We start from the raw sequence: 14,369 nt of genomic DNA, 5'->3' as shown, positions 1-14,369 counted from the left end.
GGCGGAGCGGGGTCAAGAGATTCTGCCAAATAAATCGTTCGCTCGTTAGATACCTTGAAAGGCACATGATGCGCCCCCATGACGCCGAGTACGCCAGCCACGTCCGGTCCCAGAACCGCACGTCAACGGGCAGCCTGGACCCAGTGGCCTACCGCGGTGCGGTCGACCTCGTGTTGCGCGTGCTGGACCGCTTAGCCACCGTCGCCCCAGAGCGAAAGCAGATGGATCAGTGTGCTGGGCATCTAGCCAGCGCTCTCGATGCTCTGCGGGGCATCGACGATCTGCCCGAGGACGTGGCGGCGCCGGCTCACGCCCTCGGCAACCCGAGATTCCAGCCCGCCGAGCGGGGTCTCACCCCCGTATTCGCAGTAGAGATCGAGGACGAGGCGCAGATCAGCGGGCACGTCCGGTTCAGCCCGCGATTCGGCGGGACCGCCGCGGTCCATGGTGGCGCGATCAGCCTCTTCTTCGACGATGCCCTAGGCATGATCGCGAACCGCGACGTCCGCGGCGGCGTCGCCCGGACGGCGTTCCTGCGAGTGGACTACCGCAGTCTGGCTCGGCTGGACACCGACCTGTCGTGCCGGACGTGGATCGCCGGAATCGAGGGTCGCAAACGGTTCATCCGTGGCGAGATCCGGGACGCGGAGACAATGATCGCGGAGGCCGAAGGCCTCTGGATCTCCCCGCGCCCAGGAGCGACGAGCTGAGTCGGCGAGCCGACAAACTCAGTCGCGGAGCTGATGTGAGGAGCCAAGTACCGTTCAATCGGTATAGGTCGGCTGCCGCCGTTCGAGGGTCGCACGCCGAGCCTCCAGCGAGTCCGGGTGCCCGGACAGCTCTCGGGTCAGGCTCTGCTCGAAGGCGTACCCGGGTTGGAGGTCCATGGTCTCGATCGCGTTGAGGCTGCGCTTGGCCATCTTGATTGCGGCCGCGCTGTGCCGGACGATCCGGCCGGCGTGCTCGCGAGCCCGCTCGACGACTTGTTCGGCAGTCGTCACCTCGATGACGGAACCGAGTGCCTCGAGGCGCCGTACGTCGATGGGGTCTCCGGTGAGGTACATCCATCGCACGACTGGCTCCGGGACCAGGCGGCCAAGGTGGCGCGCTCCGCCCATGATGCCGACGCCGAGCTCAGGGGTACCGAAGCGTGCGTCATCCGCGGCAATCACGAAGTCGCAGGAAGCGGCGATTGCCAAGCCAGTGCCAACCGCAGCCCCTTGGACGGCGCCGACGACGGGGATCGAGCAGTCCTGGATTGCGAAGAAGGCGGCTCGGACTTCGGCCATCCGCTCGTCGGAGTTCTCGGGAGTCAGGGTTCCGAACTCGTGGAGGTCGTTGCCGGCGCAGAAGTGCCGCCCACGACCGGCGAGCACAATCGCCTTGGCGCCGGGTAGGTGTGCGCCGGGGTCGGCGAACAGGCGCCGGATCTCGCGGTACATCTCTTGCGACACCGAGTTCACCGGCGGCCGGGCCAGCCACACGAGAGCAAGTTCAGCGTCGAGCTCGATCTCGAGGTGCTCGAACTTCAACTCAGGCGAGGCTTCATCGACGGGGGCTGGTGAGGACGACGTTTCGTTGACCATCTTGTTCGTACTCCTTGTGTGCCGCGTGGATCTCATTGAGTGGGAAGCAGCGTGAGCGCGGGAGGGTAAGGACGCCTCGACGGACGAGGTCGACGAGGTTGGCGAGGTCGGCGCCGGACTCCTGGGTGATTACTACATCGCGCCGCACGCCGCGCGCTGCGAGAGCATCTCGCGACGGCAATTGGTCGGGGACGAGGCCGACGTAACGGCCCTTCTCGACGAGTGCGGTGGCAAAGTCGCCGCCAGCGGCGTCGATCACAACGTCGGCGATTCCGGTAGGCGCTTGGCCGACGTGGTGAGTCAGCAGCGCATCCTCGGGAAGCAGCCCAACCTGGTCGGGTGTGCGAACCAGAGCATGAACCCTCGCTCCGCGGTGCAGCAGCAGCTGAACAACCAATCGTCCGACGGAGCCCGCTGCTCCCGCAACCAGGACGGACTCGTCGGCGGCTGGATCTGCCCGGCGGACAGCTTGGTACGCAGTCAGTCCGATGAGGGGGAGCCGAGCAAGCATGCTCGCCTCCAAGTCGTCAGAGAGGCGAGCGACTGCGGCGCGTGGCAGGCAGACCCGCTCGGCCCATGCTCCCCGACCCGTCAGTGCAACGGCCGACATCGCGAGGACACGGTCACCGAGATCCAGATCGGCAATGTCCAGGCCCGTTGCGACGACTGTTCCGACGAGGTCGTAGCCGAGCGTGTACGGGTAGTTTCCGGTCGCCGGGACTACGGCACCGGTGCGGATCTTGATGTCAGCGGGGTTGAGCGAGCTGGCAATCAAATCGATGGCGACCTCGTCCGTTCCCGGAATCGGCGCGACGATGGACCGCACCCGTAGCGCTGAGATCGGGCCCGGTGAGTCGATCTGTACAGCCAGCATCTTGGAAGATTCCATCTCAATCGGTCGCTTGTTAGAATCAACCCTAGCAGTGGCGCGTCGCCCCGACCAACGTCACACCCGCTCACTGTCAGCCGACACCGCCGCGCCGTGCTGGCGCCACCTCCGCACGACGACATGATCGCTCGGCTGAGCTCGCGCTTAGACCGCGAGCTGTTGGTGCGTAAGCCAACCGCTCGGGTGCCCGACGAACGGTGGACACCGGCCGAAGCCTGCTGTGCTGTTAGCACCTGCTGCTGCTCGCGTGCGACCGAGAACCCAGTTGGCTGCGCCGCGGGCTCGTCGTCAAACAGCCCAGGCCCAGAGTGTCCTTGGACGCTTCCCGGCCCTCGCCGCCTACTTCGCCTGCCTGTACTTCGCCGACCTCCGCCCGGCCGAGGCCCTCGAGCTGTGCCGAGACGACTGCCGGCTCCCCCCTTAGTGCCGTCAGGTTCTCCTAACGGCAATGGAGATGACGGAACGTCTGCTTCGCAGGTCGCTTGGGCTGCTCAAGCTGACTGCGCGGGCTTCGCAATCGCGAGGCGGGTCGGCAGGGAGTCGATGCTGTGCACGATGGAGAGTTCGCGGAACGAGGGCTCGCTCCCGGGTGCGAGCGCGAGGTCGGGAAAGCGCTGTGCGAGACCGGTGAGTGCCGTGCGGATTTCCATTCGGGCGAGCTCGGCGCCGACGCAGCGGTGCAGTCCGTGGCCGAAGGCGAGGTGGGCAGTGCGGTCGCTGTGCAGCGTGAACTGTTCGGGGTCGTGGATGGTGCGCGGGTCGCGGTTCGCTGCTGAGAGGGACACCAGGACCACGTCGCCTTTGTCGACGTGTTGTCCGCCGAGCTCGATGTCCTCGCGAGCGAAGCGGGGGAAGGCGAGCTGTACCGGGCAGAGCAGGCGTAACAGCTCCTCGACGACGCCGTCGACCTCTGCGGCTGTGCCGGTGCGCATGGTCTCCCAGGCGTCCGGCTGCTGAAGCAGCACGTAGGCGCCCATGGACAACATGCTGGCGCTGGTTTCGTAGCCGCCGAGGAACAATCCGTCAACGAGCCCGCCCAACTCGACGTCGTCGAAATCGTCTCCGTGGTCCCTGATGAGGGCACCGATCAGGCCGCCCCTCGGATCTCGTCGTTGGCGGCGAACAGCCTCGATCAGGAGGCTACGTGACTCGGTCGCGGCGCCGAAGACACCGGCCCCGCCGTTGCTGAGGTCGAACCGGGCGATCCCGAGCTCGTGGAACGGCGCCCTGTCCTCGACCGATAGCCCCAGGAGTTCGCAGATCACTCGGAACGGGATGGCGAACCCGAAGTGCGGGACGAGGTCGACGTCGGGCCCGCGTGCTGCGACGTCGTCGAGAGTCTCGGCCACGATCTCGTCGATGCTGCCTTGAAGACGGCCCAAACGGTGCTTGGTGAACTCCGGCGTGAGTAGTCCACGCAGTCGGGTGTGGTCAGGAGGGTCGGTCATCCCGAGCCCACCGATGCTCTCGGCCGCGGTGCGCGGCCGGTTGCCGAGCACGTGGCGCATGTCGTTGCTGTAGCGGTGAAGGTCGGCAAGAACCTCTCGTGCCTCCTCGAAGCCAGTCACTAGCCAGATGTCCACGCCCATCAGGCTCGTCAGCTTCGTGACCGGCCCGCGGTCGCGGGTCTCGCAGAGTTGCGGCACGGGGTCGATACCGTTGCGCTGCACGGGGAACGTCGAGGAGGCCGGGAGCCGACGCAGCGTCGTGATGTCGGGCATCAGGTTCTGACGCCGGGACAGGACCAGCCGAATGGTTCGTCGGCGCAGCACGGAAGGCCGCAGATCCGGCACGCGGAGGCGAGACACGCTCCCAGTATTCAGCCAGTCGGGTAGCGACCATCGGTGCAACCCACGAGTTTGAACGCTGAATCTGCGGCACCGCTAGGTGAAACCTGGTCCTCAGTGCCAGGACGGTGTCTGGTTCACCGGCTTCAACCGCGTCCGCGACCTTCTCCAAGCCGACGGTCAGTGGTACCAGACCGGGGCACAGAACCCGTTCTACAACTTCCGCGACCCGTTCACCTTCCAAGACCCCCGCTACCCGAACAAGACCTTCATGGTCTTCGAAGGAAACAGCGCCGGCCAGCGCGGAAGCCGCAGCTGCACGAACCAGGACCTCGGCTACCGCCCGGGCGACCCACACGCCGAAGACCTCGAGACCGTCATGGACACCGGCGCCATTCTCCAGATGGCCAACATCGGCCTCGCAGTTGCCGACAACCGACAGCTGACCAAGTGGCACTTCCTACCCCCCATCCTCTCAGCCAACTGCGTGACCGATCAGACCGAACGACCCCAGATCTACCTCCAAGGCGGGAAGTACTACCTGTTCACCATCAGCCACCGAGGCACGTTCGCCTCCGGCATCGACGGCCCCGCCAACCGCGCGATCACCGTCAGCCGCTGACCCCAAAGATCCACCCGACACATCCCGCCCAGCGGCCCGTACGCGCGTGGCCGTGATCTGGCCGGGCATGGAGCGCCGCCGCTCCCTACTGGTGCACGAGCGGCGTGGACACCTTGGCGGTCACGAACCGAACGTAGCTCTCAGTTCTGCGAGGCAGGGCGGGTCCGCGCCGGGACGAGTGACGGTGACCGCGGCGACGTCGGCGGCGGCGCTTCCGATGGCCACCAGTTCCTCGGGCCACAAGCGCTGCCCGGAGACGAGATCGGCGGCCAGGCCCCGGAGCAGTAGTTGATGGATCAGCGCGCCCATGAACGAGTCGCCCGCCCCAATGGTGTCGACGACCTCGACCGGTACGGCCGGGACCTCGATCCACGCGTCCCGGCAGGCCAGGACACAACCGTCGGCACCTCGGGTGACGGCAACAAGCACCGGTCCTCTATCGAGGAGGTGCCGTATGAGCTGACGTTCGTCGAGGCCAGGGTAGAGCCAGTCGGCGTCCTCATCGCTCAGCTTCACCACGTGCGCAAGCGGAAGCACTTTCTCGAATCCGTTCAGCACGGTGGCGTGTTCTGGGAGCAGGGAGGGCCGGATGTTCGGGTCCAGAGTCACGAGTACCGAGGGTGCCGTGGTCTCGAGATGGCGACGTACGAGCTGGGCTCCAGGTTCTACGAACAGTCCGAGCGACCCGGCATGTACTACGCGGACGGGCGGGAGCGCCGTGACGGCCGGGGACCATGCCACGTCGAACTCGTATCGCGCCGAGCCGTCTTCCTGCATCCGGGCAGTGGCGGTCGACGTGCGCGGCAGGCTGTGCGCACCCTCGACGAGGGTGACGCCGGAGGCGTCGAGGTGCGCTTCGATCCTGGCGGCGCGATCGTCGAGGCCCAGAGCCGTCAACAGGTGTGTCTCGACGCCCAGGCGGGCGAGCGTGATCGCGACGTTGAGTGGCGATCCTCCGGGGGCTTCGAATACTCCGTCGGCGCGGGTCTCGACAACGTCGATCAGGGACTCCCCGATCACCAGGACTGCGCCGCCGTGCACGTCCTCCTGGCGCTGTAGGTCGCCGGTCCGGTGCTGGTCGCTCATGTGGCTCAGCCCTTGACGGCGCCGGCGGTGAGGCCGGCGATCACGTGACGCTGGAAGAAGGCGTAGATGGCGAGCTGCGGAAGCAGGACGAGCGTGGCCGCAGCCATCATGCCGCCGTAGTCGACGGTGTACTGACCCTGGAACTTCGACACGGCCAGCGAAACCGTCGCGAGATCAGGGTCGTTGATCAGGATCGACACGAACGGGAACTCGTTGAAGACATAGACGACGTTGAAGATCAGGATCGTCGCGAGCACCGGTCGCATCGTCGGCAGGACGACGGACCAGCAGATGCGGAACAGACCCGCCCCGTCCATGATCGCCGCCTCCTCCAGCTCGGCAGGAAAGTCGCGGAGGAACCCCGTCAGCAGCAAGGTGTTGAACGGGATGGACACCGCGATGTACGGCAGGATCAGCGCGGCATAGGTACCGAAGATCCCGAGCGCGAGGTCGAGGCGGTAGATCGGGAACAGGAGCACGTAGACCGGGACGGCCAGTCCGGCGAGTAGATAGAACCGGACCGAGGACTGGGCGCGTCGGCGTCGGAACACCATGCGGGTCAGGGCGTACGACGCCATGAAAGAGACCACCGCCCCGACCGACACCGAGATCACCGCGACGATGATCGTGTTCTTGTACATCTGCACCAAGGGGAGCGCCGCGATCGCGTTGCGGTAGTTCTCGAACGTCAGGGTCTTCACCGAGAACGGGTCCGACAGGATGGTGTCGCTCGGCTGAAAGGACAGGAGCGCGATCCACAGGATCGGCAGCACGATGAGGAAGGTCACCAAGTAGGCCGCGATGCCGGCGGCGATCAGGCCCTTCTTGCGTGGTCGTCTTGATGTCGTCGGGCCTGTGCGGCGTCGCGAGGTTGCAGGGTGTGTAGTCACGTCGTCTGTCGTATCCGTGTCAGTCGTCGTCTGGGTCATGCGAGGCTCCTGCGGCGAGCCATCGCGAGGTAGGCGAGGGAGGTGAGTGCGCCGAGGACGAAGATGACCACGGCGATCGCCATGCCGGAGCCGTAGCGCTGGTTGGTGAACGTGACGAAGTACATGTAGCTGACGAGGGTTTCCGACCGGTGTACCGGTCCGCCGCCGGTGAGCATGTACACGAGCTCAAAGATCTTGAAGACGTTGGTGATCATCAGGACCGCCACGATCGCGAAGGTCTCCTGCATCATCGGGATGGTGACGTACCGCAGTTGCTGCCATGGCGAGGCGCCGTCGAGTTGGGAGGCCTCCATCACGTCGCCGGGGAGGAGTTGCAGGCCGGCATAGAAGATGGTCATGGCGAAGCCGATGCTGCTCCAGATGAAGACCAGTGAGACGGAGTACGGCGTCAAGGTGTCACCGCCGATCCACTGGATCGGCCCGATGCCGAGGGGTTCCAGGAACCGGTTCAAGAGCCCGATCTTGGGGTCGAGGATGAAGACCCAGATGAGGCCGACCAGGATCGGGGCGATGATGGCCGGTCCGAACACGAGCGCGCGGAGGCCGCCGCCGCCCTTGATCCTGCGCCGAAGCAGGAGCGCCAGGGCGAATGATGCGGGGACCAGGATGACCAGGCTGACCACCAGGATGACCACGGTGTTGCGCAGGGACTGCCAGAAGAACGGGTCGTCCTTGAGCGCTACGTAGTTGTCGAGGCCAACGAACTTGGCGGCCCCGAATCCGGCGGAGTCGGTGAAGCTGTAGGCGATCGCGTATCCGACGGGGTAGACGAAGAACGCGGTGAAGAGCACCAGGGCGGGCGCGAGCATCAGAGCGATCTTCCAGCGAGAGCTGACCCAGACCATCGTTGAACCCATTCTCATCTCGGTGGGGCCGCACGACCGCGGACCCGGCGGCTCGGGGTGCGCCCGGGTCGAGCGGGCGCACCCCGAGATTTCACTCGGCGTCGAGTGCCTTCTGAACGAGGTCGACTGCTTCCTCGGGAGAGAGCTGCTTCTGGATGACGCCGTAGATGCTGTCGTACATCGCGCTCGACACGGCGGTGGAGACCAGCAGGTCGGGCTGCGACCGGGGGCTGCTCAGGTTCGGGTCGGCGGCCACATCCAGCGCCGACTTGAGGGCGCTCTGCTTGGCGGCGTCGATCTCCGGCTCGTAGTCGGTGACAGGAGGCTGGCCGTTGTCGACCAGGAGCTGCTGCGCCTCATCGCTGTAGTAGAACTCGAGGAACTTCTTGACTGCAGCGAGCTTCTTGTCGTTGTCGGCGACCCTGTGGTCGACCACGAGGGGCGCCGAGGCGACGTTCATGACGATGTCCTGCTCACCGACGCCGTCGTCGAACGTGGCACCGTTCCAGAAGACGGTGTCGGCGGCGACCGAGGAGTCCTGGATCGCGCTGGACGCCCACACGCCGGAGTCAAGCATGGCGGCCTTGCCGTTGAGGAACTGGTCGACGGCCTGCTGGTAGGTCTGCGTGGAGACGTTGGACGCGAAGGCTCCGGCGTCGCGGAGTTCGGCGATGTGCTCGTACATCCGAACGAAGGCGGGGTTGTCGTACTTCTCGGAGCCGTCCAGGATGCCATCGATCTTCTCTTCGAAGCCGAACCGGTCGAGCCAGACCAGGAACGACCAGACGCTGAACGATGACTGGTTCGCACCATCGGAGATCGTCACGATGTCCTTGCTGTCGAGCGTCTTGGCGACGTTCACGAGGTCGTCGAAGGTCGTCGGCGGTTGCAGGCCGTTGTCGGCGAGGATCTTCTTGTTGATCCACAGGCCGGTGAGCAGACCCTGGTAGGGGACGCCGTAGATCTTGTCGTCGGCGGTGAAGTTGCTGACGGTGCTCTCGGGGAGGTGTTCGGTGATACCGAGGTCGTCGAGAGTCGGCTTGAGGTCCATGAGTTTGCCGGCATCGAGCATTTCTTCGGCTGTCGCCTTGTAGACCCAGAACACGTCGGGGAGCGTGTCGCTCTGGGCCGCGATGGAGAGGCTCTGCAGGTGTTCGGCCACCGCCTGACCACTGACCTCGACGTGGATGTCGGGATTGGCCTTCTCGAACGCCTGGACGATCGCCCAGGTGGCCGGGTCCGCGGTCTTCACGTCGGGGTTCTGCATCGAGAGTGTGATCGTGGTCTTGCCGTCTTTGCTCTCGGAGTCGCTGGCGCTGCTGCACGCAGCGAGGGCGACGAGGGACGTCACCGTCAGCACGGCCCCGACGAGGCGGCGCCGGCGCCGGCTGCCGAAGTTGCGACCAAACATGGCTTTTCCTTACGAGAGGTGAGTAGGTGAGAGGTGTAGTCACCGAGATCATCGAAACGTTTGCGCGAATCGTTTCGCCGAAGGTACGTGGCGCCCATCACAGGTGTCAAGCACCCGTCGGCGATCCCTGTCAGGGCCGTCTGAAGACGTAGCCCTCGCTCGACGAGCGCAGCTCGAGGCGCTGCTGCAACCGAGTGATCCGCGGACTGGTCTGTGGTGCGGCCAGCCTCTCCATGAGCATCCCGACCGCCGCGGCGCCCATCTCGAAAGCCGGCTGCCTGACAGTGGTGATCGACGGCTGGAACAGGTCGGAGTGGTTGAACCCGTCGAAGGTCGCGAAGGCGATGTCGCGGGGAACCGAGACCTCCGCGTCGCGCATGCACTCCAGCGCGGCCACTGCCAGCGGGCTGCTCGCGGCGATGACGCAGGTCGACCGTCCGTCGGCGAGGGCGTGGCGGAGCCCGCGCTTGATCGTGTCGTTGTCGGTGCCCTCGAGCACGACACTGGACTCGGCCTCTATCCCGAGAACGGCATCTCGAAAGCCGGCGAGCCGCTCTATCAGGGTGGGCACGCGGGTGTCGCCGGCGACGACGACGAAGCTCCGGTGTCCCCGGTCGAGAAGGTGCGCGGAAAGACGTCGCATGCTCTCGCGGTTGTCGGCCCCGACCTGATCACAGGGCGCGCCGTCGAAGACTCGGTCGAGCAGCACGACGGGCGGCCCCTGGGACGACATCGTCTCTTCCACCTCTGTCGAAGAGACCGGGCACCGGGCGAGGATCAGGCCGTCGACTCGACGGGCGAGCAGTGTGCGGACAGCGCGGGTCTCGCGATCCGTGTCTTCGGAGGAGTTGGCGAGCACCAACGTCAGGCCCTGGACAGCGGCCGCGTGCTCGACCCCGTGGACCATCTCGGCGAACGCCGGTTCGCCGGCGTCGGAGACCACGAGTCCGATGCTGTCGGTCTTGGATCGGCGCATGGCTCGAGCGACCGCGTCCTGGCGGTAGCCGGTCTTCTCGATCGCGTCGAGAACCTTCTTGCGGGTCGCGGGCTCGACGTTGCGTGTGTCGTTCAGCACGTGGGAGACGGTCGAGGTCGACACCCGCGCCAAGCGGGCGACCTCCACGATCGTGGCCATGGGCCTCCGTTCAAACGTTTTCCTGGGTCGGCACCAGGCACCCCCGGCGCTGTTGTTAGCCGCGAACATACCGCGGCATCACGTGCGTTGCGTCACGTACGTCCGCATGCATACGATGCGCCACGCGCAAACGTTTCGATGCATCTGGCGCGCATCGACCGGGCGACTCGCCCGTACGAAAGGACGATCATGACTGCAGACTTCGCTCCCGGCGGCCTCCTGGGAGACCTCACCAGGGCACGCCCGGGGCGGACCGCCCGGGCGTCGAGCTACGACCAGACCGGCCGCAACCGGGACAACTGGATCGTGATGCCGGGGGAAGAGCGCACCCTCGCGGACCTTGAAGGACCGGGTTTCATCACCCACATCTGGATGACGCAGTCCTGCCGCATCCAGCCCGGCCCCGGACAGATCGACCCGGCCGTGGTCGGCGTGCCGATGCTCGAGATCCACAACGCGCTCGGAGTCAGCTGGGAAGCGGTAGACCCGGACTACTACCGCAAGGTACTGCTGAAGATCTACTGGGACGACCAGGAGACTCCCAGTGTCATTGCGCCCCTCGGCGACTTCTTCGGTCTGATGAACTCCCTGTCGGGCAGCTACGACTCGCTGCCACTGTCGGTCTCGGCCAAGGAGCCCGAGCTGCACACGTTCGGCGGTAGCGCTGCGTTCAACTCGTATTTCAGGATGCCGTTCGGCAAGCGGGCACGCGTCGTCGTGGAGAACCAGAACGACATCCCGTACCTGCAGTACTTCTACATCGACTACGAGCTGTCCCCGGCTCCGCTGCCCGAGGATACTGTCTACTTCCACGCCCACTGGAAGCGCGCGCTGCCCAACGTCGGCTGGGGTCCGGACCTGCAGGCCAACAGCATCGAGACCACCGTCGCGAACCTCGACGGCGCCGACAACTACGTCGCGCTGGAGACCGAGGGGCGCGGCCACTACGTGGGCTGCACGCTCGCGGTGCGTCACTTCCAGGGATCGTGGTGGGGCGAGGGCGACGACATGATCTTCATCGACGACGACACCTGGCCGCCCAGCCTGCACGGCACCGGGATGGAGGACTACTTCGGGCACGCGTGGGGCATGCAGCGCAACGCCTACCAGTTCAACGGCACGATCGTGCACGAGGAGGACGTGCCCGGTTTCCACCACAGCTACCGCTTCCACATGGTCGATCCGATCCGGTTCGAGAAGCGGATCAAGGTGACCTTCGAGCACGGACACGGCAACCACCTCTCCGACGACTGGTCGTCCACCGCCTACTGGTACCAGACCCTGCCGTCACCGGTCCTGACCGTGCCGGACGTAGAGGACCGGTTGCCGCTCCGTCCTGTTGACCGTGTCATCGAGGCACCGCTCCCACCGCTCACCGATGAGCAGCGCGCCGCCCGCCGACAGGCGGAGGAACGGATGAAGCGGTTCGTCGCGGCCCGCGATCAGCTCCGCGAGGAACGCCGACAGCAGGTTGACGAATGGGAACGCGGCAACGTCGAGCAGGCCCGCGCGCTCCGCCGCGGCTACGACGCAGGACAGGAGTGACCGCCATGCGCCCCAGCTTCCACTTCACGGTCGAGACCGGGTGGATCAACGACCCCCACGGGTTGACCTTCCACGATGGGCAGTACCACCTGTTCCACCAGTACGTGCCGGACAGCCTGGTCTGGGCGCCGAACTGCCATTGGGGACACGCCACCAGTCCGGACCTACTGAACTGGACCCGACACGGTGTCGCGATCGCACCAGGCGACGGCGACGACGGCATCTGGACCGGGAGCCTCGTCCAGGACGAGGCGGGAGCCCGGATCCTCTACACGTCGGTCGCCCAACCGAATCTGGGGTTGGGGCGGGTACGGGTAGCAACACCGGAGGACGAGACCTGGGAGACGTGGTCGAAAGGCGACATCGTCGTCCGTCCCCCCGAAGACCTCGACCTCATCGCCTACCGCGATCCATTCGTCATCTCCGAGGAGAGCGGCTGGCGAATGTTCATCGGCGCAGCCTCGCGGTCCGGTGACGCCCTCGCGCTCACCTACACCAGCACCGACCTCACCGAATGGGTCTACGACGGGGTGGCGTTGGCGCGGTCGACCGATGAGGTCGAGCCTGTCTGGATGGGCGCACTGTGGGAGTGTCCACAGATCTTCGAGGTCGACGGCCATTGGGTCATGGTGAGCTCGGTCTGGGATGACGACGTCCTCCACTACGCCGGCTACGGCATCGGCGATTCATACTCCTATCAGGACGGACGGTTCGCGCCGCTCGACTGGGGTCGTCTCAGCTTCGGCGGGTCGTACTACGCGCCGTCGTTCTTCCGCGACCGCGAGGGCCGTCCGTGCCTGATGTTCTGGATGCGAGGCGTCACCGACTCACAGGAGGGTTGGGCCAGCTGCCTCAGCGTTCCGTACCTGCTCTCGGTGGAGAACGGTCGCCTCGTCGCACTCCCGCACCCACAGCTCGCGGATCGCCGCGGCCCAGAGATCGCACCGGGCGAGTCCACCACGGCGATCGACCTCGAGTGGACTCCGTCGGCCGAGGCGGACCAGCTGACTCTGAGTTCCGAGACCGGCAAGTCCGTTCGCATCTCGACCGGCAACGGCCTCGTGACATTCGAGCGCCCCGGCCACGAGACCTGGACGATGCCCTGGTCGGGAGGAAGAGTGCGGGTCCTCGTCGACGGACCGACCCTGGAGATCTCCACCGCCGACGGCATCCTAGGAGGACCGATCGAGCCGAGCACCACCTGGCTCCCGGTCTCCGGGACCGCCACTGCCTGGTCCCTCGTCTAGGAATCGCATGGACTGACTTCAGGAGTCTGACGGGCACGACGATGCGCTTCGTCGTGCCCGTCCCTTGCTCTATGGCGTGGCGACGAAGGACATGTTGCCGCCAGTCAGGTCCTGCAGCTGGGACGAGGTTCCGGACCACAGCACCTTCGTGGCGCTGGCGCTCGGATCTAACACGTGACGGACCGAGATGTTGGAGACGAGCTTGTTGGTCGCCAAGAAGTTCCTGGCGCCGCCCTTGACCAGGACGACGGTCGGCGTCGCACCCGAGGGGACGACATTTGCCGCCGGGACGTCGAAGGAGAAGGTGTTCGCGGTGACTGAGTTGTCGTTGCCGTTGAGCTGGACCATGCCGTAGAGGTCGTCGTTGCGTGCTGGGCCGCCATCGCCGAAGATCCGCCTGAAGTGGTTGCCTGAGATGAGCTGCTCGTGGCAGGCGGTCTCATGGACGATCATGCCGGAGAAGTTGCTGACGAACTTGTTGCCGGTGATCACCGCCCGGTTGACGTTCTTGAACTGCATGCGGGCTCCCCACAGCAGGCTGTTGCCGCTGATGACGCAGTTCTCGTTGTTCTCCATGAAGATCGAGTTCCCGGCCCAGGCGCTGATCAGGTAGTTGTTGGTGATCTTGCCGACGATGGAGCTGCTGATCATCTGGATGGCGTTGCCGCATTCGGCGATGAAGTTGTTGGTGATGTTGAACGCGTCGGCGTTGCGGATCGTCAGGGCGGTGGCGAGGTAGACAAAACCCATGCCCTCGACACGGACCGAGTCGGTGTCGTACTGCACCTTGATGCCCGTCTTACCGTTTCCGGGGAGGTAGGGCTTGGAGCTGCTGACACCGTCGATGCAGAAGTCCTGGAAGATGACGGAGTTGAGCCTCCCGTTCGCCCCCGGGTCGGTCGCACGGTCGACGAGAAAACCGACCTGATTGGTGTTGGCGATCTGGACGTGGCTCGAACCGGGCAACGTCTCGACCCAAGCCGAGTGATTGACGTCGTCGCGGATCGCCTCGGACATGAAGCCGTGACCGGAGCCCTTGATGGTGAGGAACCCGATGTCGATGTTGGCGGTTGTCTGCAGGGTGTAGTGCCCCGGGGGGATGTAGATGACGGCTCCGGGCCGGGTGGTCTGGCTGGTCTGTTGAGACTTGATGTCGGCGATGATCTGGTTGATCACCAAGCCGATGTCGGTATAGGGCGACACGGTCGCTCCGGGCCAGGTCGTCACGTCGTACACAGTGGGTGCCATCGGGTTCCTTTGTTCGGT

At 65.5% G+C, this 14,369-nt stretch carries 13 protein-coding genes; 4 read left to right on the top strand and 9 right to left on the bottom strand.

The features are described from left to right. Positions 1–65 precede the first annotated feature (65 nt). Complete coding sequence (locus ABEA33_RS14380; protein ID WP_345527484.1) at positions 66–710, top strand: PaaI family thioesterase; 645 nt, start codon at positions 66–68, stop codon at positions 708–710. Positions 711–764: 54 nt separating this feature from the next. Here ABEA33_RS14380 and ABEA33_RS14375 read toward each other — a convergent pair whose 3' ends face one another. The 3 genes from ABEA33_RS14375 to ABEA33_RS14365 all read right to left on the bottom strand — a co-directional run bounded on the left by ABEA33_RS14375 (position 765) and on the right by ABEA33_RS14365 (position 4,283). Further along, positions 765–1,532 carry an enoyl-CoA hydratase-related protein gene (locus ABEA33_RS14375; protein WP_345527483.1) on the bottom strand — a complete coding sequence of 256 codons (768 nt, stop codon included), beginning with the start codon at positions 1,530–1,532 and terminating at the stop codon, positions 765–767. A 13-nt stretch (positions 1,533–1,545) separates the two neighbouring features. Then, positions 1,546–2,460: an NADP-dependent oxidoreductase gene (locus ABEA33_RS14370; RefSeq protein ID WP_345527482.1), complete on the bottom strand. Its 915-nt coding sequence runs from the start codon at positions 2,458–2,460 to the stop codon at positions 1,546–1,548. 506 nt (positions 2,461–2,966) lie between these two features. Further along, entirely contained in the window at positions 2,967–4,283 is a 1,317-nt protein-coding gene (locus tag ABEA33_RS14365) for a cytochrome P450 (RefSeq protein WP_345527481.1), read from the bottom strand. Between the two features lie 79 nt (positions 4,284–4,362). On the opposite strand from ABEA33_RS14365, the gene ABEA33_RS14360 reads away from it, so the two are divergent. After that, complete coding sequence (locus ABEA33_RS14360) at positions 4,363–4,884, top strand: glycoside hydrolase family 68 protein (protein WP_345527480.1); 522 nt, start codon at positions 4,363–4,365, stop codon at positions 4,882–4,884. 120 nt (positions 4,885–5,004) lie between these two features. Here ABEA33_RS14360 and ABEA33_RS14355 read toward each other — a convergent pair whose 3' ends face one another. From ABEA33_RS14355 to ABEA33_RS14335, 5 genes are all read right to left on the bottom strand, one after another. Continuing rightward, a complete protein-coding gene (locus tag ABEA33_RS14355; RefSeq protein WP_345527478.1) occupies positions 5,005–5,970 on the bottom strand; it encodes a PfkB family carbohydrate kinase in 966 nt (321 codons plus the stop codon). 5 nt (positions 5,971–5,975) lie between these two features. After that, positions 5,976–6,860 carry a carbohydrate ABC transporter permease gene (locus ABEA33_RS14350; protein ID WP_345527477.1) on the bottom strand — a complete coding sequence of 295 codons (885 nt, stop codon included), beginning with the start codon at positions 6,858–6,860 and terminating at the stop codon, positions 5,976–5,978. 35 nt (positions 6,861–6,895) lie between these two features. Beyond that, complete coding sequence (locus ABEA33_RS14345) at positions 6,896–7,765, bottom strand: carbohydrate ABC transporter permease (protein ID WP_345527476.1); 870 nt, start codon at positions 7,763–7,765, stop codon at positions 6,896–6,898. 91 nt (positions 7,766–7,856) lie between these two features. Continuing rightward, entirely contained in the window at positions 7,857–9,176 is a 1,320-nt protein-coding gene (locus ABEA33_RS14340) for an ABC transporter substrate-binding protein (protein WP_345527475.1), read from the bottom strand. 130 nt (positions 9,177–9,306) lie between these two features. Then, positions 9,307–10,311 carry a LacI family DNA-binding transcriptional regulator gene (locus ABEA33_RS14335; RefSeq protein ID WP_345527474.1) on the bottom strand — a complete coding sequence of 335 codons (1,005 nt, stop codon included), beginning with the start codon at positions 10,309–10,311 and terminating at the stop codon, positions 9,307–9,309. A 189-nt stretch (positions 10,312–10,500) separates the two neighbouring features. Here ABEA33_RS14335 and ABEA33_RS14330 point away from each other — a divergent pair, with 189 nt between their 5' ends. Both ABEA33_RS14330 and ABEA33_RS14325 read left to right on the top strand, forming a co-directional pair. Further along, entirely contained in the window at positions 10,501–11,856 is a 1,356-nt protein-coding gene (locus ABEA33_RS14330; RefSeq protein ID WP_345527473.1) for a glycoside hydrolase family 172 protein, read from the top strand. A gap of 5 nt (positions 11,857–11,861) precedes the next feature. Further along, on the top strand, positions 11,862–13,103 hold the full coding sequence (locus tag ABEA33_RS14325; protein WP_345527472.1) for a glycoside hydrolase family 32 protein: 1,242 nt from the start codon (positions 11,862–11,864) through the stop codon (positions 13,101–13,103). A gap of 69 nt (positions 13,104–13,172) precedes the next feature. Here the strand turns inward: ABEA33_RS14325 and ABEA33_RS14320 are convergent, their stop codons facing one another. After that, positions 13,173–14,351 carry a right-handed parallel beta-helix repeat-containing protein gene (locus ABEA33_RS14320; protein WP_345527471.1) on the bottom strand — a complete coding sequence of 393 codons (1,179 nt, stop codon included), beginning with the start codon at positions 14,349–14,351 and terminating at the stop codon, positions 13,173–13,175. Between the last annotated feature and the right edge of the window lie 18 nt (positions 14,352–14,369).

Source organism: Nocardioides endophyticus, assembly GCF_039543845.1.
In the GTDB taxonomy this organism is placed as follows: Bacteria; Actinomycetota; Actinomycetes; order Propionibacteriales; family Nocardioidaceae; genus Nocardioides; species Nocardioides endophyticus.
This window is presented reverse-complemented; position numbering and strand designations above follow the sequence as displayed.